The organism is Paracoccus sp. 08 (assembly GCF_024105395.1).
Lineage (GTDB): Bacteria > Pseudomonadota > Alphaproteobacteria > Rhodobacterales > Rhodobacteraceae > Paracoccus > Paracoccus marcusii.
Genome location: NZ_WEKR01000037.1, coordinates 1 through 17,826 on the forward strand (window position 1 = coordinate 1; position 17,826 = coordinate 17,826).

The following is a 17,826-nucleotide window of genomic DNA, read 5'->3' on the forward strand; positions in this document are numbered from 1 at the left end:
GACGGTGGCGATGGTCTGGAACACGCGACGGTGGCGATGGTCTGGAACACGCCGTCGAACAGACCCGGCCCCTCCATCTGCTGGCCCAGCCCCTGGATCTTGGCGCGGATCGTGGACTGATAGGCGGGCAGTTCGGCGCTGAGCACGCTGACCTGCGACGTGATCAGCAGGCCCAACCCCAGTAGCATCGCGATGACTGTCAGCATGACCACCGACACCGCCGCCACCTGCGGAATGCCGCGACGGACCAGAACCTTGACCAGCGGCCCCAGGGCAAAGCTGATAAGGAAGGCGATCGCCAACGGGATCAGCACGTCCTGTCCGTAATACAGCAGGCCGATGATGACCGTGCCCACGACCAGCCATGCGGCCATGCGCACGATGTCGACCCGACCCTCGGGCGCGGCGACCGCGGCATTGGCATCCGGCCCCAGCAGGTCGTGCGGGGCCTGACGCGGCCCCGAAGTGTTCAGTGTCATGATGGTCCCCCGACATGCCCCCTGCACGGGGGCGCTGGTCAACACCATAATGCGGTACCTGTTCCGCTGTGCCAGCGGCTTGCCTCAGGTATCCTTCAAAATAGGTCTCAAAAGAGATATGCAGCGACGCCAATCAAGTGCGCTTTTGATATTTGGATACGGCGTATGATGGCTACACTCTCCGAGAACAAGGCGGTTTGAAACTTGCGCCGTGGCTCACGTTTCATTGTGAAGACAAGCAGGCTCTCCAGCGCTATGGGTCTATAAAGAGTGAAGCTGTCAAGCGGCGAGCAGGTACGCCCCCGCTTATACCTTAACCAATAGATTTCATGAAGTTTTTGACTTTTTCAGCATAGTCATTTGCGCTGATTACAACCTTGTTTTGAGAGGTCAGCCAACTAAAAAGGGAGGCAACTTGAATATCTGAAAACCGCATCTGCCATTGATCGAATATTCGCTGTTCCAGGGACCCCTGATCAAGAACAGTGAAGTTTATATGCCTGCTGTCTTCCTCGAGTTTGCTCAATAGCGGGTAAAGAGCGGACGGCGGACCCTCAAGCCATTGAAAGAATATTCCATTCTCGTAATGGAGGCATCCTGACAATCCTAACTCTAGGTTGCGGATGCGGGATTTTTCCAAAAGGTAGTCCAACGCGGGGGCATCAAGTCCGGGTGCGGCCGAACTTCTATAAAGGCAGTAGCTCAGACGTTCTACCTTATGTGCAGGTGCATCTATCGTCATATCATTCAATCTAAGATCTCCTACACTGACTGACATGGGAAGGGTGACGACCTTTGGACGTCATGCCGTATATATCTGCACATATACCAAAGCTCGCCAAACTGAGCCTAGGAATAATTTTCAATAAACCTCGAAAATTTTAGTCCTCGTTTAAGAGCTATCATTTGCGTATCGATATTTCTTAAAAAAATCTTCGATTTTCAAACCTTAGTTGCCTGTCAATCCGAGCAGCTTTACTGGAGCTGCCAAGGTAATCCATCTTCATTGATATGACGTTTACGGCCGTTTGCCGCCTGGTGATGCCGACTCAAAAGTCTTGGTCGTTCCAAGCGTAAGACTGCTTGCCCACGATGACGATATGGGCATGGAAGCTGAGAGGTTCGCCACTCAGTTCAACCCGCGGGCTACGAACTTCATCAGGCCAAACTCTTTCACTCTGATCGTAGACTGGCCAAGCAATGATGACAGCACCATCATCCTGAGACAGGTCCACCGCACTCGTTCAAAACCCTGCTCCCCTGGGTCTCCCTATTAGAGTAATGTCATTGAACATAACACTGCGACGGTACTGACAGGCATCCGGGATTAAGTTGTAATTTTTACTTATAGATCGCCATATAATTGTATCTCTATGATTGCAGGACTAACTGCCAGCATTTCTTTTCATTCAAACATTTCTTGTACTGCAGAATCCCCGTTGAATTGGCACTATGCTTATAGCCGAAGTGACTGTTCAGTATTTTCTTATCCTGTGATTGGGTAATTACGATCTGATTCAGATATTTGAACGGAAGATCGGTCGCCTCGTTCAAGACGAATTCAGATCGGAGCCTCCAATTGCCATGTACCAATAAAAGTCTGCTTGCTGTGGTGACGGGAGCAAGTGCTGGTTTGGGTCGAGCATTGTCCCGCCGTCTTACAGCACGTGGGGTCGTCGTCGTGGGCATCGCACGAAATGATCACGAACTACACGTCACGGGAAAAAACTGCGCTCCGAGTTCATTCCTCCCGATAAGGTGCAATGTTGCAGATTTTTTTGATGTGCAAACAGCGGCTAAGGAAATTCAGAAAAATATCGGAACGGTAGACATTCTCATCAACAATGCAGCTATCCTCGATGAATGCGATTTTTTGTCCTCGAATGCTGATCGTATCAACGACCAGATCCTGACGAACCTTCTAGGCCCAGTAAACTGCGTCAGGGCCTTTTTGCCGCAGATGTTAGTGCAGAAGAAAGGCAGGATCATAAACGTCGGCAGCTTTGCCGGGGACGATCCCCGGCAGGGAAAGCTCGGCTACGCGGTGTCAAAGGCCGGCGCCCGGTGTTTCTCGCTGGCACTTGCACGGGAGCTCGAGAGCAAGCTTCCATCGGTGACCGTGACGGAATGGATCCCCGGCATCTTGTGCACGCGGTATGGTCAGCCGGATGGCATCGACCCGGACGTGGCCGCATGCTGGGGCGTCGACCTGGCTCTCGACGATAGGGTGGAGCTTCACGGAAAGACCTACCTCAAGGATGAGGAATTCATCAGAACCACGACGATCCGGCAGAAGCTTCGCAGGGCGGTCGCATCGATGTTTTGACCCGGCGGCGCAGCCAGCCCGTCGCCATGACCAAGCCAAAAAACTCCAGCATTCGGTGGTCCAAGGTTAGAAAGCAGAGCACGACCAGGGGACGCAGTATGTAGGCAGAGGCTCCATCGAGGACCACGGCCTGAGTTCGTCTTTCACTCGCAGAAGGCTTCATCGCTGCTGGAAGCAGCAGCCAGTGTTTAGCCTGACAGAAGCCTGACGCTTCCATAGGTCGCAGCAAAGGTCGATACCGCCGCCGAGGCCGTGCCGGTGCAAAAGCCGATCGAGAACGCCACGCCAGCAACTGCTACGCCCTTGCCGCCCAAACCAACCTGCGCTCAAGAGCCGGTCAATAAGCCCGCGGCATGGCCTTTCGCAGCCCCGGCCGCCGCCAAGCTGCAGACCACCGACCGCCCCTGGGGTGCGCTGAGCCTGCCCAAGCGCGCCATTGTCAAGCACCTGGAGAAGCTGGCGCCCGCCTTCACGCCCGCAGAGGACCTTACCATCGCGGAGCTGCTGATCAGCGGCAACAAGATCGAGGCCGTCGCGCTGCAGCTGGAGGTGCAGGCCTCGATGGCTCTGGCCCGCTGGAAGGCGTTCCTGTGCGCCGAAGTGCTGGGAGAGAACGGCAAGCCCTCGATGGGCGGCCAGCAGCGGCTCCTGGCCGCGCTCTGGTACCGGAAGGACACCGCGGCATGTGCAGGTTCTCGGACGCTATAAAAGCTGGCAGGGGAGGTAGGGTGCAGTCCCGCCAGCTCTTCGACAGATCACCGACTGTGTGGCGGTCGGTGCGTGACCTTTTCCGAAATGTACGTAGCCCCGGAATCCATCAAGAGACCCGCGACGGAGTCATAGCTTTCCGTGACTGTAACCGCCGTTCCGTCCGTAAGGCTGAGCATACAACGGTCATCTGCCTGGGCTGTCATTCTGACAATCTGAGTGACCGAAACCGAGATGGAATAGCGGGCACCATCGCTGCCAAGCTGGTTAAGTTCGATGAAGCGCATTTTCACAGATCCTCTTTCTCCCGGAGAAAAACCGTCTGCCAAGCAAATAAGATGCATAAAGATTTGGTAAGTGCCGCATAAGCCGTCACAAGACCATAACCACTGGATCCCGCATCACCCGCGCCATGTCGATCACCGACGCTCTGGCGTGGGCTTTCCTGACCGAGAAGGCTGTCCTCGACTTCGACCAGTATGGCGCCCACGAGTTTGACCGGCGGGGCGTCGACACGCTCTGGATCATGGCCAAACGGCACAAGGTCGGCGTCACCGTCGACGGGGGAGGGACCAGCGACCCGCACCGGGACGCGCAGGTCATTGCTGCGGTAGTAGAGGCTCTGTCGGATCACGTCGGCGGCCGACGCATGGCCACGCAGATTGCCGAGCTGGCCCGCGCCCGCAGCGCGTCGGACTGGGGGCAGGGGGATCGCATCAGCATCACACCCTGCGGATGGGAATGGAGCGATGAAGAGGGGTGCTTCGTGGCCGGCGTCTCGCGTGACGGCAGCACCTGGGTCTGGCGCGACCGGCACCGGAATATGCACGAGCGCAAAGGCGACTTCTGCGCGATCAGCTACACCGGCACCGCCAGCATGGTCGCCGCCAAGCGCCGCAACTACCAGGCATGGTGCGGGGCGCTGCTGGACCTGTGGGCCGTCCTGAACAGGCCGGGTATGCTGGACACGATCGAGATCACCGGGGCGCAGCCGACGCTGGCACCGTGGCAGGAGGCTGATGCTAAGCCGTAGCCATTCGGGCCGGGTCGGGATCGACACGCACTCCAAGCTCATAAGCCAAGGCTTCCAGTCCGTCGATGATCGCATCGTAGGACGTCCCAGACTTCAGGAAATCCGCCCGGAGCTGGCGGTAGACGGCAAGCTGCTTGGTCAGTTCATCAAGTGGATAGGAGTCGGTCGAGTGGGTGCCGGACATGGTGAACGTCGTATCGGTATGCGTGATCTTCATGCGCGGTTTCTGCCCGATGCCAAGGCCGGGGTGCAAGGTTGATCCGCGAGCTTTGCAAGCTCGTAGCGGCCTTCGCCGTGCTGGTCGTGGTGCCGTCGTAGGCTGGGTTCTCAACGACCAGTAACCGCAATTATGCAACTCTATACGATTTAATTATGATATTTCAGTGGTTTATTCTGCGCCGTGAGGCAGAACGCCTTTTCAGGAAAATCAGAAGACACGGTGGCCCCACTGCGCGACATGAACCGATATGATTGCCATTCTATCGAGGTGTAACCTTGCCGCCCCGGATCGTTAACAAACCCTTGTTGCTTCCTAGAAAATCTACTTGGACACTAAGGGCGTTGGCGGTCTGTACGAGGTAGGTCGCCGAAGTCCCGTGTCGTACTGCGAACGATATATCAGCCATCCTGCTGATATACCGCAGACTGAAAGAGAGACGACATAATGTTGCATAATTGCTTGCTAGCCCTGATCCCCGCATTTGGCCTGAGCGGTCTTGCACAGGCGGAGGATATCTCCACGCATGTTCTGAACATTTCCACCGGGACCGGCGGTGCCGGTATTCCTGTGACGCTGGAAATGAAAGAGGGAGACACCTGGACCGAGATCGGGACGTCTACCACGGGTGAAAACGGTCGGGTCGAAGGCTTCGACATCGAGACGGAGGCCGCGACATATAGGCTGGCTTTCGATTTGTCGAATTATGCGGATCTGGGACAGACGCCATTTTTCCCTGAAATCGACGTCATCTTTCAGGTTCAAGATGCAGACCGGGAACACCACGTCCCCGTTCTCGTCAGCCCCTTTGGGTAGTCGACCTACCTGGGGAACTAATGACACGATCGTCAGGGGCAGCACGCCTCTGACGATCCTGATGTAAGAACCTTTGAGGACCGAGGTAATACATCACAGGCGCATTGAACGATACGAATACGCTCGGCTATACTCAGGTTTCACCGCGTTAAAAACGCAGCTTCTGTATGAATGCAAAGATTTTATGCAGAGCGGTTCTTCTGTTATAGATGACTCCAGCCCAAGGGCTCCGAAAGCGTGGCCCTATGAACGGTCCTGAACCGTGAACAGATGCTGAAACGCGCCGGGCATCCGAGCAACATCCGACAGGCGGCAGGTGTCCAGAACACCCATGAACGCCTCTCTCGCTTGCAGGATCACGGCCGGCAGCCCGCAACCCTGGGAGATACGGCATGTGCTGCAATCTATCAGGGGGTCGTCGCCTTCGGTGTATCGGACGACTTGGCCGATGGTGATCTCGATGGCCGGGCGTGCCAGCTGCAGTCCCCCCTGTCTGCCTCGGGTAGTCCGTATAAATCCTGCGCTCCCGAGGTCCTGAACGATCTTCATCAGATGGTTCTGGGAAATGTCATGGACCTCGGCGATCTGGCGGATCGATACCAGCCTGCCGTCGCTCGCTGCGAGATAGATCAACGCACGAAGGGCATAATCGGTGTAGCGGCTCAATTTCATAGGACATGAATACAAGTATTTGCTTTGCATGTATAGCACCGTATAGATGCATAAGAAATGCATGTTTAGGAGAATCACATGGCTCGCCCGCTGTCCCTGCAGACGATCACGGTGGTGAAAGCCACCGTTCCCGCACTGGAACAATATGGCCCGTTGATCACCGAGACGATGTACCGGCGGCTGTTCGAAAACGACCGTATCGCCGCCCTGTTCAACCAAGCAAACCAGCAGAAAGGCACGCAGCGGCTTGCCTTGGCACACGCTGTTCTGGCCTATGCCCAAAACATCGAAAATTTGGAGGTTCTGGGCGCGGCGGTCGAACGGATTGCCCAGAAGCATATCGGCTACGCGATCCTGCCCGAGCATTATCCCTTCGTCGGCCAAGCCCTTTTGGGCGCCATTGAGGAGGTTCTCGGCGATGCCGCCACGCCCGACATCCTGGCGGCTTGGGGCGAGGCCTACTGGTTCCTGGCCGATCTGCTGATCGCGCGCGAAGCCACGATCCGTGCCGAAATCGAGGCACAGCGCGGCGGCTGGACAGACTGGCGCCGCTTCACGGTCGCAGAGCGGCACGTTGAGGCAGAAGGCATCGTATCATTCGTGCTGCGCCCTGAGGATGGCGGTCCTGTCGTTGCCCACAAACCGGGCCAATATCTGACGCTGCGCTTTGACGCGGCCGGACTGCCCGGGGTCAAGCGCAATTATTCGATCTCCAGCATGCCAAGCGACGAAAGCTATCGCATTACCGTGAAGCGCGAGGCAGAGGGAGAAGCGTCGCGCTTCCTGCATGACCATGCGTTGGTGGGGACGATCCTGGAAACGACGCCGCCCGCCGGCGACTTCCACCTGTCAGACAATCCGCCGCGGCCGGTTGTCCTTCTGTCGGGTGGGGTTGGTCTGACGCCCATGGTCAGCATGCTGGAAGTCCTGGCCCGGAGGCATCGGGACGTCCCGGTCCATTATGTTCACGGAACAAGCAGTCCTGCACATCACGCATTGACCCGTCAGGTGCAGGACGCCGCGACGCGCCACGGAAATATTGTCGTCAGTACTTTTTACGAGAGCAGTGCAGACGTCCCGGCCCATTCCGGGCGGATCAGCATGGATTGGTTGCGGACCAACGTCCCGCTGACCGAGGCCGACATCTACTTGTGCGGCCCGCGTCCGTTTCTCCGCTACTTCGTTGCGGGCCTGAGGGAGGCGGGTGTTCCTGCCGATCGGATCCACTACGAGTTCTTCGGTCCCGCGGATGAGCAGCTCGCGGCCTGATGGGTCGCAAGACCGGCACGGGGGAAGCCGTTCTTTGGTGCAAAGCTGAAGCATGAAATTCAGCAAGGCTGGATCTCAGAAATGATTAGCGTTCACGCACAACACTATAAACACCGCTTTCACAGCTTGCTTCTCTGCCAAAAAGGCCCCGCGGTTGCGGGGCCTTCCCATGATACAAGACAATGGGATCAGGCTTTGGACGATGGTGTCTTTTCCGAATGCGTTGGACCACTGACCGTTTTCGCCTCGCCGGGCGTCTTCTGCAAGTTCTCCGAAGAAGCAGCCTTACCGCCGTCGTCGTCGATCAGCTCGCCTTTGGCAGCCGAGACGACATTGGTCACGGCAGCCTTGGCCTCTTGCACTCCAGCAGAGACGGCACTGCTGACTCGGTCTCTTTCTTCGTGATAGATTTTTTCGGCTTCGTCAAAGAGCTGATCTCGATAGTCCCCCAGCAACTCATCCTCGCGCCTTGTTCCGGGCAGCATCGCTCCCAATGCCGTCCCGCCGAGCAAAGCAAGAGCTCCGAACAACAGGGGTTCGTTGTCATAATTACGCGCAATTTTTCTGTTTGCCTGCGCCATCTGGCGACTGACGGCATCGCTGGCATCCAACGCTTTCCGACGGGCTGCCTCGATCCTGAGGCGAGCCTCCTCGCCAAAACCTTCGGTGCCTTCGCTGAGGAGATCACGAAGATGAAAAGCGTGATCTTTTGTTGCATCAATCATGCCAACGTCTTTCGTGGATCTGACAGACTGATCAGAGCGCGCATCTGCGTGTTGATCTGTCTTTCGGTTATCATCTGATGCCCAGCCTGGTCGCGAAAACGGTGGCCGGTTGCCGTAGGTCTGGGATGGGTCCGAAACCCGATTGAAATTGCGCTCATTTCGATCGGACCGGCTCGTCGACGACTGCCCGTAGCTGTGAACAGGATCATGACCGCGACCGAAGATCATCCAAGCCAGTCCGATGCCGGTCAGACCCAATGCTATGGGATTTGCGCGAGCGGCATCGCTTGCTGCCTCTGCCCATTCCGCTCCATTCTTGCGAACCGAACCCGTGAGGCGGCGCGATAGGCCATCAAAAGACAGTTCACCCTGCAGATCGTCGAGCGTACGCCGCAGCGCTTCGCGGTCTTTTTCGATCTCACGCTCAATCTGGTCAGGGTTATTGAGGTCATGCGTCATGATAAGCTTCCTTTACCGCGCTGGCATCCCGCTGAACATTCTCGACGGTCCGTGTGGGCATAAGGTTTTCCGGCTTCAGATCAGCCATGCCTTTGCGAAGAAGCACATAGGCCAGGATCGCCAAGACCACGCCGACAACCACTGCGCTCCAGATTGGTCCTAGATCCGTTTCGGCAAGTGCAGCGACCAAAGCAACGGTAAGCACGTTGAGCGTAACGATACCTAAAACGGCTGCGGCCACGATCATGCCCAGGCCCGTTCCCGCTCGGTTCAGGTTCTGACGCAGTTCGGCTTTGGCAAGCGTGACTTCCTTGCGAACCAGGTCGCTGGAAATGCGCAGGGCGTCGGCAGCCAGCGAGGCAGGGCTTTGCGAGCGAACGGGATCAGGCATGCGAACCTCCATCGCTGCGACCGCCGGAAATAGGAAGCGGGTTGGTTGAGGCAGAGTGATCCGCTACAGATGTGTTGTCCGCCTGCGCGTCACTATTTACCGTCCCGACGCGGACAGGGGTTTTCGATGAACTAGGCCGTGACATGTTGGAATCTAGGAAGCTTTTCTTCTGCTTGGAATTCGAAGGCATGGTAGAGCCTGCACGCAAAAAGCGAACTGCGGCAAAACCCGCCAAGGCCGACAGCCCCAGGAAAGCCCCTGGCTGACGGTGTGCGAACCTGCGAACCTCCTCAACCATCTCCCGAGGATCCGTGGCGTTCAGACTATCCGCCAGACCACTGACGGCGTCGGCCGCACGGTCGAACAGCGTCGCGACGGAAGAATTAGGATCAATCTCAGACCCCGCCTTGCGAAGGCCAGCAGCGAGACTTTCAGCACGCTCTGCCACTCCCGAACGGAGATCCTTCTCATAGCGCTTGGCTTCATCCTTGACGCTGCCCGCGAGACGCGAGGCCTGTTCCGTCGCTTCCGCCTTGATGCTCTCTGTCGTGGATTTGCTGGGGGACTTGGAACGCGAATTGTCGTCGACCATCATTTTCTCCCTTGAAATTATTTATTAGGGCAAGTGCAGCGCTTTGTGCACTGACCTCGGCTATCGACAGACAAACCTTCAAACGATCCCGTCGTTCCACTGATGTTTCTTATGGGTAATTGACGCCGCCAGTGGGGCACAATCGCGCCGAAACTGGGGAGCGAAATAAATTTCGCCGAGAACATATAATTATAGGGTAGGTTCCATGCTGATATCTGCCAGAGATGCCCTACAGCATCGGCATGGCGGGACAGGATCAAGCTTGAGTAGCAAACCCACCTCGCTGCTTCTCAGCAGATCCTGCTCATCCGGTGCATCTCTGCGACCACGCGCCGTTCGTCGTAGGGCTTGTCAAAAAACACGCAGTCGGCAGGTAGCTTCATTCGCCCGATTTCTGCCTTCCCGGAGGTTACGATGACATGAATGGGCGGCCAACGCTCGCGGATCAGTGCGGCCAGTTTAAGGCCATCAACGCCCCGGGGCATATCGACATCGGTGAAGACGATACGAATATCAGGACGGGTTTCGAGGATCCTGACGGCATCTGTGGCGTCAGTAGCTTCAACCGCTTCGAAACCTGCATCTTCGACCATGTCGAGTGCGGCCATTCGAAGGATCGGTTCATCTTCTACGACCAGAACAAGCTGGCGTTTCAAGGGAGCATATTGGGCCATCAGGTCTTTCCGTCTCAGGGCTGCTGCATCTGGGAAAGCGGAGCTTCCATCGACGCGAGCAGGCCATCTTGGTGGTAACCAAGCTCAACGCCACCAGTTCCAATCAGTCCCATGCTAATCAGTCGCGACCCGAACCCTTTGCCGGATGGCTGATCAACCGGGGGGCCGCCGGTTTCCGCCCAGCACATCCGCAAAGTCTCTTCTTCAGTGCTGTTCTCGATGGTCCAGGTAATCGTCACGCGTCCTTCAGGTACGGAAAGGGCGCCGTATTTGACAGCGTTGGTCGCTAACTCATGCAGAAGGAGCGATAGGGACAACGTGGCCCGGGGTCCGATCTGGAGGGACGGACCCTCCAAATGAAATCGGCCCGCCTGATCAAACGCTGCCAATGTTGCCTTGGCAACGTCCTCCAGGGCAGCGGAAGCCCAACGCTTTTTTAGCAGTGCATCATGGGCGCGAGACAGCGCACCGATACGTTGTGTCAGTGCCGTCACGGCGTCCTTCTCAGAGACCTCCCGAAGCGTCTGAGTCGCGATGGCCTGGACGATCGCAAGCGTGTTTTTCATGCGATGGCTGAGCTCTTCGTTCAGGATGTGCTGCTCCTGTTCGGCCCGCGCCCGGGCAATCGCCCCATGCGTCCGGTCCCCGACCTGCCGCACGAGCGCGATTTCTTCCGATGTCCATTCCCGCGCTTGGGCATTCAGAACGAAGATGACAGTGTCGAGAACACCGCGCACCATGATCGGCAGGTTCAGGAGTGCCCGACAATGGACCTTCTCAAGGCTGTCAGCCTGGCTGGCTGTCCTGGGATCTATCTTCACGTCTGGAATGACGACGGTCTGGCCGCGCTTCAGATCCTCGATGTAGGAGCCAAACGACCTTAAATGGTGAGACCCGACCACGCTGACGCCAGAGGCGTCGCACCAGTCCACCGGTACGTCGATTTCCTCCTTTTCCAGGTCCACCTTCCCAAACCCGATGCAGCTCCCGCCGATGGCTTGGTTCATGCATTCTGCCGCCGCACGAGCGATGTCGTCAGCATTAATCAGATCGCGCAGCTGCTCGCTGAGGTCTGCAAGAGCCGCAATGCGCCTGGTTTGAAGAACATGTTCCGTGACATCAGAGCCCTCAATGAAGATGCCGGTTACAGTGCCTTTATCGTCCCGGGTCGGCTGGCAAACAAAATCGACGAACCGTTCATCTACCGGGGAATGGGGGTCATTTTGAATTGCGTAACGTGCACCCTTCTGCGTGAAGGGTTTTCCCAACCGGTAGGCCTCATCGAGCAGGTCCACGTAACCTTGTTCTGCTGCGTCAGGCAGAGCTTCGGCAAAACGCTTCCCAATAAGCTGCCGGTTTCCGACCAGCCGAAGGTAGGCGGGATTGACCAGATTAAAGACATGAGCGGGGCCTTTCAGCAGCGCCATGAAGCTTGGGACCTGATCGAACATGGCAGCCAGTTCCAGATGTTCATGCGCCGCCTTGTTTTGCTGTCGTTCCGCTTGGAGGAGCAGATCGTTATGGCGCGAAATAAGACGGCGCATCTCTAGAAGGCTCACGACCTGCCGGGCCAGCGACCTGAGATCATCGGCCTGGACCTCCGTCAGTCCCTCCGGGCGCGGAGCGTGGTCGATGACGCATATGGTGCCAAGTGTCAGTCCCTCGGCTATTACCAGGGGCGCGCCGGCATAGAACCGCAGATGCGGATCCTCCAGAACCAGCGGATTTGACTGTGTCCGGGGATCCAGTGTCAGGTCGGGAATGATCAGAAGGTCACGCTGCCCGACAGCGTGCTTGCAGATGGATTGCGCGATCGGCGTTTCGGAGGGCTCGAAACCAACCCTCGCCTTGAACCACTGCCGCTCGGCGTCCAGCAGACTGATGAGTGCAACCGGGGTATCACAGAGCCTCGCGGCCAAACGGACAATGTCGTCAAAGCCGACTTCCGGTGCGGTGTCGAGAATATCATGCGCATGCAGCGCATCGAGACGATCGGCCTCGTTCATGAGGTCCGCCGGATCTGTAGCCACTTGCTTGCGAGGCAATTCATGTGTCCATGTAAAAGAGAGTTTGACCTTGCGTTAACGGATATGAAGGCCGTTGTCAGCAGAGGTTCTCAAGCGTGCGCATTATCCGGCCACAACCGAGCTTTAACGCCATATAGAGGGCGGACTTGCTGACCTTTACGCGGGCCGCGGCCTCACGAACGTTAAGGCCCGGCGCGATCAACTGTCGGGCACGTGTGATCTTATCAGGGGAAAGAGCAATGGGGCGCCCCCCTTTCCTCCCTCTTGCAGCGGCAGCTTTCAATCCTGCGCCGGTCCGCTCGCGGATCAGGTCTCGCTCGAACTGACCGAGGGCTCCGAAGAGATGAAACACCAGCCGCCCGGTAGGGGTGGTCGTATCGATTGCCTCGGTCAGTGATCGGAAGCTCCCCCTGCCCTCCAGTTCACTCACTGCTTGCAGTAGATGGTTATTGATAATGTAACCGCCCCTCCAACGGCATCTGTGTGCCAAGGTGGGTCTGTAACGATCCACAAAGGGGAGCGGTCATGTCGGAGATTATCACGGTCGGGCCTGCTATCACGCAGACGGACATTCTTCACGTCTCCGCCCCAAGATCGGAAGCTCCCGGCTTCCCGATCACGTGCGCCATCGCTGGAACGACTGTCCCCCGGGTTCGTTGAGCCCGCGATAATAATATGGAAATCAGGAGAAAAGTCCTATGGCACAGAACCGTTCAGGGACGGGCAGAGGGTCGGCCGCAGACAAGATCGTGACCACGAAGGACGCGGCCCGTGAGGAAGCCGGTCGGATTGCAGGCGATGCGAAAAGACTTGCCCGCGATGTCTCCGGGCGCGGCTCTGAGCTGGTCGACGGCGCCTTGGAGACCGGACGGGACTACGCTGCACGGGCCCGCTTGGAGGCGGAGCGTGTCTATAACGTCGGCCAGAGGCGCGCCGAGGAAGCGGCTTTTTATGCGGAGCTGGGCTATGAAGAAGCCGCGGACATGATCCGGCGGCATCCGGCCCAGGCCATGGGTCTCGCGGTTGGCGTCGGCGTGCTGATCGGACTGCTGATCGCGCGGCGCTGAGGCTGCCAGAAAGAGACTTGCGGAGAGACAGGTTTCGCTAGCTAGCCGTGGTCCGTTTCCCAATCTTGAATAGAAAAACCCCCAGCACGCGAGACTGTGCCGGGGGTCAAGTTCATCGAAACGGATGATGCCTTAGTCTAGCCCAGACATCACCCGGATGCACATCATCAGATCCGGGGCTTGCTCGCGTCATCGCGACTTCCGTCCCGATCATTCTCGACTTCTACTTCCGTATGACAAACCGTGTCGGAGATCGTTTCGGCATGGGTGCCGCTGACCTTCTCCAGGCCGATCTCCTCGACCACACGGGCTTCCTTGGCGACCACGGCCTCCTCGGCATATTCCTCTGCCTCGATGGTGCGATCCTGAAAGGCGGCATCAGCGCCCGTCGCGGCCCGATCGACGGGGCGGCGCTCCAGCTCGACCCGCTCGTCACGCAATTCGACGGTCTCGTTCACAGGCTCCTCGACCGTATAGGCACGCACCCGCACGCGACCATGGCTGGTGTCGCGCTTGCCGATGCTGATCTGCTCCTCGACCACCGGGATGCTGTCCGGGTCGGTGGCGCGAGGCGCGTCGGCCGCAAGACCGGCGGTCGTACCCAAGGCGATGTCGACAGAGCCGTACGGATTGGCCTCGTAGCCCCCCCAGCCTTCCGCACGCCAGCTGGCCTCGCCCTCGTTCAGATCAACGGTGCCTTCGTCATCTAGAACGTCCAAGGCCATATCATAATGGGCGGCGGAGATACCGAAGACAGTCACCAGGTATCCACCGCGGGACAGACCCTCGGCATAGGCATAGCGGTCTTCCTCGGGGAAGAAGAAGTCGCTCAGGCTGTCCCAGAAGCTCTTGTCCTACTCGGGCGAACGTTGGGCTGTCGCTCTACCCGCCGGCCCTTCGACCATGCGGATATGATCCTCGGAGATCCCGCTGGTGCGCAGGCGCTCCACGGCCCGCTGAGCCTCCGCCCGGTCATCGAACAGGGCCGAGACGGATTTCCGTGCGCCACTGGTCATCGTGTTTTCATTATCATAGGTCATCTGGAACTTCCTTTCTGAAGTCGTGCATGTCTTGAGAGTTGCCGTCCTGAGCATCCATGTGATCGATGTGCGCGCGCGGCTTGCGCACAGACATGGGAACATCGTGGGTTTCTCGATACGCGGTCTGGCGAACATGGATCTCCTCGCGGAAAAACAGCTCGCGGGTCATCACGATCCGCTCCTCGACCACGGGGATGATCGTCACGTCGCCCTACACCCGGATCTCCGGGATGGTGTCGATCACGCGTTCCACAGGGATGCGGACCACGTCCACGTCGATGGACTGCAGATACACGGGGACGGTCTCATTGATAGTTTCGGTAATTGTTTGCACGCGAACGCGCCCCGTCACCGTTTTTCTTTCGCCGATCGTCACAGTCTCTTCGACAAGAGATAGAGCCGGTTTGTCGTTATCACCCGCCATTTGGCACTCCCATACGTCCAGCCAACCAGCGGACTTGAAAGTTGTTACATAGGCATTCAAAGCCGTGGAGGCAGCCGGATTTGATCAGTGCGAGGCGGTGGATTTCGCGGTTTTGGTAGAATAAACGGGGTTGACGAACGAATCAGTCCGCTAAACAGCTGATGAACTTGAAAAATATAATATGCACCCAAAAATCCTGAGAGGCGATGAGGTGTTCCATTGATAAAAGTTGATTATGCAATAATGGCCTGAGTTGTCTTAATTAATAGGCCATTTGTTGCTTACCTTACCCAATTGCATTATCTGCAATTATAAATTTTTTACTTCATCTCTATTAATTTTATTCACGAATTTTGAAACAATATACACCCACTTGTGTTGGGGCCGCATCGAAGACTGCAATTCAGAGCTGAAAGGATACAGCCAGATGCTTATCAAACTCATGGGTAGCGTTGCTGCCACCGCGATCTTTGCCAGCACCGCCATGGCACAGGATGCACCGACTACAGCACCTGTCGCTGGCGGCAAAGTTGTCGTGGACCAGGCAGATCCACAGGTTGATGTGACCGTCCCCGCTCCCGACGTCGACGTGTCGCAATCGGCTCCAGAGGTGAACGTGGAACAGCCGGAGCCTACTGTTACTGTGCAGCAGGCTCCTCCCCAGGTGACTGTTGAGCAGTGTGCGCCCACCATCACCGTGACCCAAGCCCCACCCACCGTCACCGTCGACATCCCACAGCCGGTTGTCGGTGTGCGTATGGCCGATCCCACTGTAAACGTGACTGAAGGTGAACCGCGGGTCATGGTCGATACGCCTGACCCGGTCGTGAACTACATCGCCCCAGAGCCGAACATCGTGGTGAGTGATTCCGAAGCTCAGATTGACGTTCGTGAAGCAGAGGCCGATGTGGACGTTGATCCAGCAGAAGAGGCTCGGGTCAATCTGACGAGCGGGGAACCTCAGGTTAACATTCAGGAAAGCGGTGAGGCCGACGTAAATATCGCTGCAGCGCCAGAGCCGAATGTCGATATCCAGGATGGCGGCGAAGCCAACGTCGACGTGAACCAGGAAGAGCCTGCCGTGGACGTGACCGGTGCCGCGATGGGCGCTATGGAGATGCGCGAAGGCTACCAGGCTGCCGATGTCACGATGCTTACTGCAGAAAACGTCGAGGGGACCGACATCTATTCGGCCGATGATGAAGTTGTCGGGCAAGTCAACAACCTGATCATGACTACGGACGGCCAGATCGAACAGGTTATCGTGGGTGTCGGTGGCATGCTGGGGATGGGTGAGCGCGACGTGGCCTTCACCATGGACGAGGTGTCATTCCAGCAGGCGGTCGAAGGCGGGGACCTGCGCGGCTACGTCGCCGCACCGTCGACCGAGATCGAGAATATGCCGGAATACGATGGCGTGAACTGATCAGAGACATGGCGGCTGCACTTTCCCGCAGCCGCCGCCTGCCCCTAGGCGTCTCTCGCGTTAAGGTGATTACCGCTTTTTGCGTTATTGAACAAGGATACCTGCCCCATGGCTCAACCACCCCTGCACGACCCCAATCATGCGGCCCGCAATTCAACCGGCCATGTGAGCGGACAGGAAGAGAAGAAATCCAAGGTCATCCCTATCGCCATCGGCATCGTGGCGCTTCTGGTCATCTTCTTCTTTATCGTCCCCATGTTTACCAGCGACGATGATGCCGAAACTACAGAGACGACCACGGAGGCCCCGGCTTCGGCTATGACCGAGGAAGAGCCGGCAACCGAGCCCGTCGTACCGGATACCGACATGGCTGAGCCGGAACCGGCGGCCACTGAGGCACCTGTCTCGGTCGAGGAACCCGCCGCTTCTGTAACGCCAGCAGCGACCCCCGAGGCCGGTACGGACATCGAGGACAGCGACACCCAGCAGGGCGTCACCGTGGAGATCGAGGATCCCGCCGAGACCCCGGCGCCTACCCCGGCCCCCGTCGATGGCGAGACGGAAACCATGACTGTGCCCCTGCAGGAGCCGGCGCCCGCGCCCGTAAACTGATCCACTCGGCGACCTTCGCCAACTCACGGAAAGTTAATGGAAGGGCCCGGCGCTGATGCGCCGGGCCCTGCTTTCTCTCGATCCGGGATTGTCGCAGTTTCCAGCAGCGCCGCAATCTGGTTGCGATAAGACGAACCGAGCTTCGGCGCGGATGAATGCCACCCCTGAGAGTTTACGGACGGTCAGCCGGCCGGGAGGTTGGCCGCCATGTCATTCACCGCCGGTTCGATCTCCCGGCATGTCCCCTCGACAGTGCTGCCCTGGGATGCAGCCGCGTCGGACAGGGTTATTTCCTGATCGTTGAATGCCACGATACTCTGGTTTCCCTGCTCGATTGCGGCAGTCTCGGCAGCCTCGTCTCCTGAAGGCAGCATGGTCATTATCTGAGCTTGGGCCTGGACGACCTCCGGACCCGTAAACCCTTTCTCCTCGCAGTACTGCAGGATCCCGAGCTGATTGCTGGCGGCCTGCCATGTGGCTTCCGTATCTAGTGCCGGTTGAACGACGGACATCACTAGCATCAGGCCTGCACCGATCATCAAAGCTACGCTTCGCATCATTTGGGCTCTCCAATTAAGGGTCGAACACGACAGGCGCGTTACCCCCGTCGCTGCCCGTCAGGGTCAGTTCCGTCTTCTACCCGCTTCTGCGCGAGGGGATCTATGGCCCCGTGGGCAAGACGATCGACATCGTCTCCATCCTGGGCACGCTGTTCGGGGTCGCGGTCTCGCTCGGCCTAGGCTCGTCGCAGGTCGCGGCGGGACTGTCGGCGCTGTTCGGCTGGTCGAACGACACCGGGTTGCGCCTTGCGATCCTGGGCAGCCTGACGATCGTCGCCACGATCTCGATCGTCGCCGGCCTGGACAAGG

The 17,826-nt window shown here is 57.9% G+C and carries 21 protein-coding genes and 3 pseudogenes; 9 read left to right on the forward strand and 15 right to left on the reverse strand.

The window, feature by feature from the left end:
* Together GBO37_RS12695 and GBO37_RS12700 are read right to left on the reverse strand one after the other, a co-directional pair.
* Window positions 1-479: AI-2E family transporter (locus GBO37_RS12695; protein WP_252929341.1), on the reverse strand; the 479-nt coding region annotated here is incomplete at its 3' end.
* Between the two features lie 313 nt (window positions 480-792).
* Window positions 793-1,221 (reverse strand): BLUF domain-containing protein, encoded by a 429-nt coding sequence (locus GBO37_RS12700; RefSeq protein ID WP_252929371.1) that lies wholly within the window; start codon window positions 1,219-1,221, stop codon window positions 793-795.
* 870 nt (window positions 1,222-2,091) lie between these two features.
* Here GBO37_RS12700 and GBO37_RS12705 point away from each other — a divergent pair.
* Both GBO37_RS12705 and GBO37_RS12710 read left to right on the forward strand, forming a co-directional pair.
* Window positions 2,092-2,805 (forward strand): SDR family NAD(P)-dependent oxidoreductase, encoded by a 714-nt coding sequence (locus tag GBO37_RS12705; RefSeq protein ID WP_252929343.1) that lies wholly within the window; start codon window positions 2,092-2,094, stop codon window positions 2,803-2,805.
* Window positions 2,806-3,063: 258 nt separating this feature from the next.
* The gene (locus GBO37_RS12710; protein WP_252929345.1) at window positions 3,064-3,513 is read left to right on the forward strand and encodes a hypothetical protein; all 450 of its coding nucleotides are present in this window, start codon (window positions 3,064-3,066) and stop codon (window positions 3,511-3,513) included.
* Between the two features lie 47 nt (window positions 3,514-3,560).
* On the opposite strand, the gene GBO37_RS12715 is transcribed toward GBO37_RS12710, so the two are convergent.
* Complete coding sequence (locus GBO37_RS12715) at window positions 3,561-3,800, reverse strand: hypothetical protein (protein WP_045983461.1); 240 nt, start codon at window positions 3,798-3,800, stop codon at window positions 3,561-3,563.
* 125 nt (window positions 3,801-3,925) lie between these two features.
* Between GBO37_RS12715 and GBO37_RS12720 the strand changes: the two genes are divergently transcribed.
* Entirely contained in the window at window positions 3,926-4,546 is a 621-nt protein-coding gene (locus tag GBO37_RS12720; RefSeq protein ID WP_252929347.1) for a hypothetical protein, read from the forward strand.
* On the opposite strand, the gene GBO37_RS12725 is transcribed toward GBO37_RS12720, so the two are convergent.
* On the reverse strand, window positions 4,536-4,763 hold the full coding sequence (locus GBO37_RS12725) for a hypothetical protein (RefSeq protein ID WP_252929349.1): 228 nt from the start codon (window positions 4,761-4,763) through the stop codon (window positions 4,536-4,538). The two genes, GBO37_RS12720 and GBO37_RS12725, sit on opposite strands and share 11 nt — an antisense overlap.
* A gap of 462 nt (window positions 4,764-5,225) precedes the next feature.
* On the opposite strand from GBO37_RS12725, the gene GBO37_RS12730 reads away from it, so the two are divergent.
* Complete coding sequence (locus GBO37_RS12730; RefSeq protein ID WP_252929351.1) at window positions 5,226-5,579, forward strand: hydroxyisourate hydrolase; 354 nt, start codon at window positions 5,226-5,228, stop codon at window positions 5,577-5,579.
* 243 nt (window positions 5,580-5,822) lie between these two features.
* Here GBO37_RS12730 and GBO37_RS12735 read toward each other — a convergent pair whose 3' ends face one another.
* Window positions 5,823-6,251: an Rrf2 family transcriptional regulator gene (locus tag GBO37_RS12735; protein WP_252929374.1), complete on the reverse strand. Its 429-nt coding sequence runs from the start codon at window positions 6,249-6,251 to the stop codon at window positions 5,823-5,825.
* Window positions 6,252-6,329: 78 nt separating this feature from the next.
* On the opposite strand from GBO37_RS12735, the gene hmpA reads away from it, so the two are divergent.
* Window positions 6,330-7,520, forward strand: coding sequence for an NO-inducible flavohemoprotein (hmpA, locus tag GBO37_RS12740; RefSeq protein WP_252929352.1), 1,191 nt, complete (start codon window positions 6,330-6,332; stop codon window positions 7,518-7,520).
* 188 nt (window positions 7,521-7,708) lie between these two features.
* Here hmpA and GBO37_RS12745 read toward each other — a convergent pair whose 3' ends face one another.
* The 6 genes and pseudogenes from GBO37_RS12745 to GBO37_RS12770 form a co-directional block, all read right to left on the reverse strand.
* Window positions 7,709-8,704 (reverse strand): DUF3618 domain-containing protein, encoded by a 996-nt coding sequence (locus GBO37_RS12745; protein ID WP_252929353.1) that lies wholly within the window; start codon window positions 8,702-8,704, stop codon window positions 7,709-7,711.
* Window positions 8,694-9,095 carry a phage holin family protein gene (locus GBO37_RS12750; protein WP_252929354.1) on the reverse strand — a complete coding sequence of 134 codons (402 nt, stop codon included), beginning with the start codon at window positions 9,093-9,095 and terminating at the stop codon, window positions 8,694-8,696. The genes GBO37_RS12745 and GBO37_RS12750 overlap by 11 nt, the downstream gene beginning before the upstream one ends.
* Window positions 9,088-9,690, reverse strand: a complete 603-nt coding sequence (locus tag GBO37_RS12755) for a hypothetical protein (protein WP_252929355.1) — start codon at window positions 9,688-9,690, stop codon at window positions 9,088-9,090. Before GBO37_RS12755 ends, GBO37_RS12750 begins: the two co-directional genes overlap by 8 nt.
* A gap of 287 nt (window positions 9,691-9,977) precedes the next feature.
* On the reverse strand, window positions 9,978-10,361 hold the full coding sequence (locus GBO37_RS12760) for a response regulator (RefSeq protein WP_139085758.1): 384 nt from the start codon (window positions 10,359-10,361) through the stop codon (window positions 9,978-9,980).
* Window positions 10,362-10,375: 14 nt separating this feature from the next.
* Window positions 10,376-12,367, reverse strand: coding sequence for a GAF domain-containing protein (locus GBO37_RS12765; RefSeq protein ID WP_252929357.1), 1,992 nt, complete (start codon window positions 12,365-12,367; stop codon window positions 10,376-10,378).
* 97 nt (window positions 12,368-12,464) lie between these two features.
* A pseudogene (locus tag GBO37_RS12770) lies at window positions 12,465-12,833 on the reverse strand (recombinase family protein); the annotation flags it as partial.
* A gap of 253 nt (window positions 12,834-13,086) precedes the next feature.
* Between GBO37_RS12770 and GBO37_RS12775 the strand changes: the two are divergent.
* On the forward strand, window positions 13,087-13,455 hold the full coding sequence (locus tag GBO37_RS12775) for a YqjD family protein (protein ID WP_252929360.1): 369 nt from the start codon (window positions 13,087-13,089) through the stop codon (window positions 13,453-13,455).
* A gap of 167 nt (window positions 13,456-13,622) precedes the next feature.
* On the opposite strand, the gene GBO37_RS12780 is transcribed toward GBO37_RS12775, so the two are convergent.
* The 3 genes and pseudogenes from GBO37_RS12780 to GBO37_RS12790 all read right to left on the reverse strand — a co-directional run bounded on the left by GBO37_RS12780 (window position 13,623) and on the right by GBO37_RS12790 (window position 14,919).
* On the reverse strand, window positions 13,623-14,174 hold the full coding sequence (locus GBO37_RS12780; RefSeq protein ID WP_252929362.1) for a YsnF/AvaK domain-containing protein: 552 nt from the start codon (window positions 14,172-14,174) through the stop codon (window positions 13,623-13,625).
* 135 nt (window positions 14,175-14,309) lie between these two features.
* On the reverse strand, window positions 14,310-14,495 hold the full coding sequence (locus GBO37_RS12785; protein ID WP_252929364.1) for a general stress protein: 186 nt from the start codon (window positions 14,493-14,495) through the stop codon (window positions 14,310-14,312).
* Window positions 14,485-14,919, reverse strand: a pseudogene (locus tag GBO37_RS12790) (YsnF/AvaK domain-containing protein). The gene GBO37_RS12785 and the pseudogene GBO37_RS12790 overlap by 11 nt, the downstream one beginning before the upstream one ends.
* A gap of 427 nt (window positions 14,920-15,346) precedes the next feature.
* On the opposite strand from GBO37_RS12790, the gene GBO37_RS12795 reads away from it, so the two are divergent.
* Window positions 15,347-16,345, forward strand: coding sequence for a PRC-barrel domain-containing protein (locus GBO37_RS12795; RefSeq protein ID WP_252929366.1), 999 nt, complete (start codon window positions 15,347-15,349; stop codon window positions 16,343-16,345).
* 108 nt (window positions 16,346-16,453) lie between these two features.
* Window positions 16,454-16,957, forward strand: coding sequence for a hypothetical protein (locus GBO37_RS12800; RefSeq protein WP_252929368.1), 504 nt, complete (start codon window positions 16,454-16,456; stop codon window positions 16,955-16,957).
* A gap of 182 nt (window positions 16,958-17,139) precedes the next feature.
* Here GBO37_RS12800 and GBO37_RS12805 read toward each other — a convergent pair whose 3' ends face one another.
* The gene (locus GBO37_RS12805; RefSeq protein WP_252929369.1) at window positions 17,140-17,496 is read right to left on the reverse strand and encodes a pore-forming ESAT-6 family protein; all 357 of its coding nucleotides are present in this window, start codon (window positions 17,494-17,496) and stop codon (window positions 17,140-17,142) included.
* A 71-nt stretch (window positions 17,497-17,567) separates the two neighbouring features.
* On the opposite strand from GBO37_RS12805, the pseudogene GBO37_RS12810 reads away from it, so the two are divergent.
* Window positions 17,568-17,826 (forward strand): annotated as a pseudogene (locus tag GBO37_RS12810) (BCCT family transporter); the annotation flags it as partial.

What these genes read in the sequence shown, in the direction of transcription:
- GBO37_RS12700 (WP_252929371.1), bottom strand. Translation starts at nt 1,221, where the DNA reads ATGACGATAGATGCACCTGCACATAAGGTAGAACGTCTGAGCTACTGC.
- GBO37_RS12715 (WP_045983461.1), bottom strand. Translation starts at nt 3,800, where the DNA reads ATGCGCTTCATCGAACTTAACCAGCTTGGCAGCGATGGTGCCCGCTAT.
- GBO37_RS12720 (WP_252929347.1), top strand. Translation starts at nt 3,926, where the DNA reads ATGTCGATCACCGACGCTCTGGCGTGGGCTTTCCTGACCGAGAAGGCT.
- GBO37_RS12725 (WP_252929349.1), bottom strand. Translation starts at nt 4,763, where the DNA reads ATGAAGATCACGCATACCGATACGACGTTCACCATGTCCGGCACCCAC.
- GBO37_RS12735 (WP_252929374.1), bottom strand. Translation starts at nt 6,251, where the DNA reads ATGAAATTGAGCCGCTACACCGATTATGCCCTTCGTGCGTTGATCTAT.
- hmpA (WP_252929352.1), top strand. Translation starts at nt 6,330, where the DNA reads ATGGCTCGCCCGCTGTCCCTGCAGACGATCACGGTGGTGAAAGCCACC.
- GBO37_RS12745 (WP_252929353.1), bottom strand. Translation starts at nt 8,704, where the DNA reads ATGACGCATGACCTCAATAACCCTGACCAGATTGAGCGTGAGATCGAA.
- GBO37_RS12750 (WP_252929354.1), bottom strand. Translation starts at nt 9,095, where the DNA reads ATGCCTGATCCCGTTCGCTCGCAAAGCCCTGCCTCGCTGGCTGCCGAC.
- GBO37_RS12755 (WP_252929355.1), bottom strand. Translation starts at nt 9,690, where the DNA reads ATGATGGTCGACGACAATTCGCGTTCCAAGTCCCCCAGCAAATCCACG.
- GBO37_RS12760 (WP_139085758.1), bottom strand. Translation starts at nt 10,361, where the DNA reads ATGGCCCAATATGCTCCCTTGAAACGCCAGCTTGTTCTGGTCGTAGAA.
- GBO37_RS12765 (WP_252929357.1), bottom strand. Translation starts at nt 12,367, where the DNA reads ATGAACGAGGCCGATCGTCTCGATGCGCTGCATGCGCATGATATTCTC.
- GBO37_RS12775 (WP_252929360.1), top strand. Translation starts at nt 13,087, where the DNA reads ATGGCACAGAACCGTTCAGGGACGGGCAGAGGGTCGGCCGCAGACAAG.
- GBO37_RS12785 (WP_252929364.1), bottom strand. Translation starts at nt 14,495, where the DNA reads ATGACCTATGATAATGAAAACACGATGACCAGTGGCGCACGGAAATCC.
- GBO37_RS12795 (WP_252929366.1), top strand. Translation starts at nt 15,347, where the DNA reads ATGCTTATCAAACTCATGGGTAGCGTTGCTGCCACCGCGATCTTTGCC.
- GBO37_RS12800 (WP_252929368.1), top strand. Translation starts at nt 16,454, where the DNA reads ATGGCTCAACCACCCCTGCACGACCCCAATCATGCGGCCCGCAATTCA.
- GBO37_RS12805 (WP_252929369.1), bottom strand. Translation starts at nt 17,496, where the DNA reads ATGATCGGTGCAGGCCTGATGCTAGTGATGTCCGTCGTTCAACCGGCA.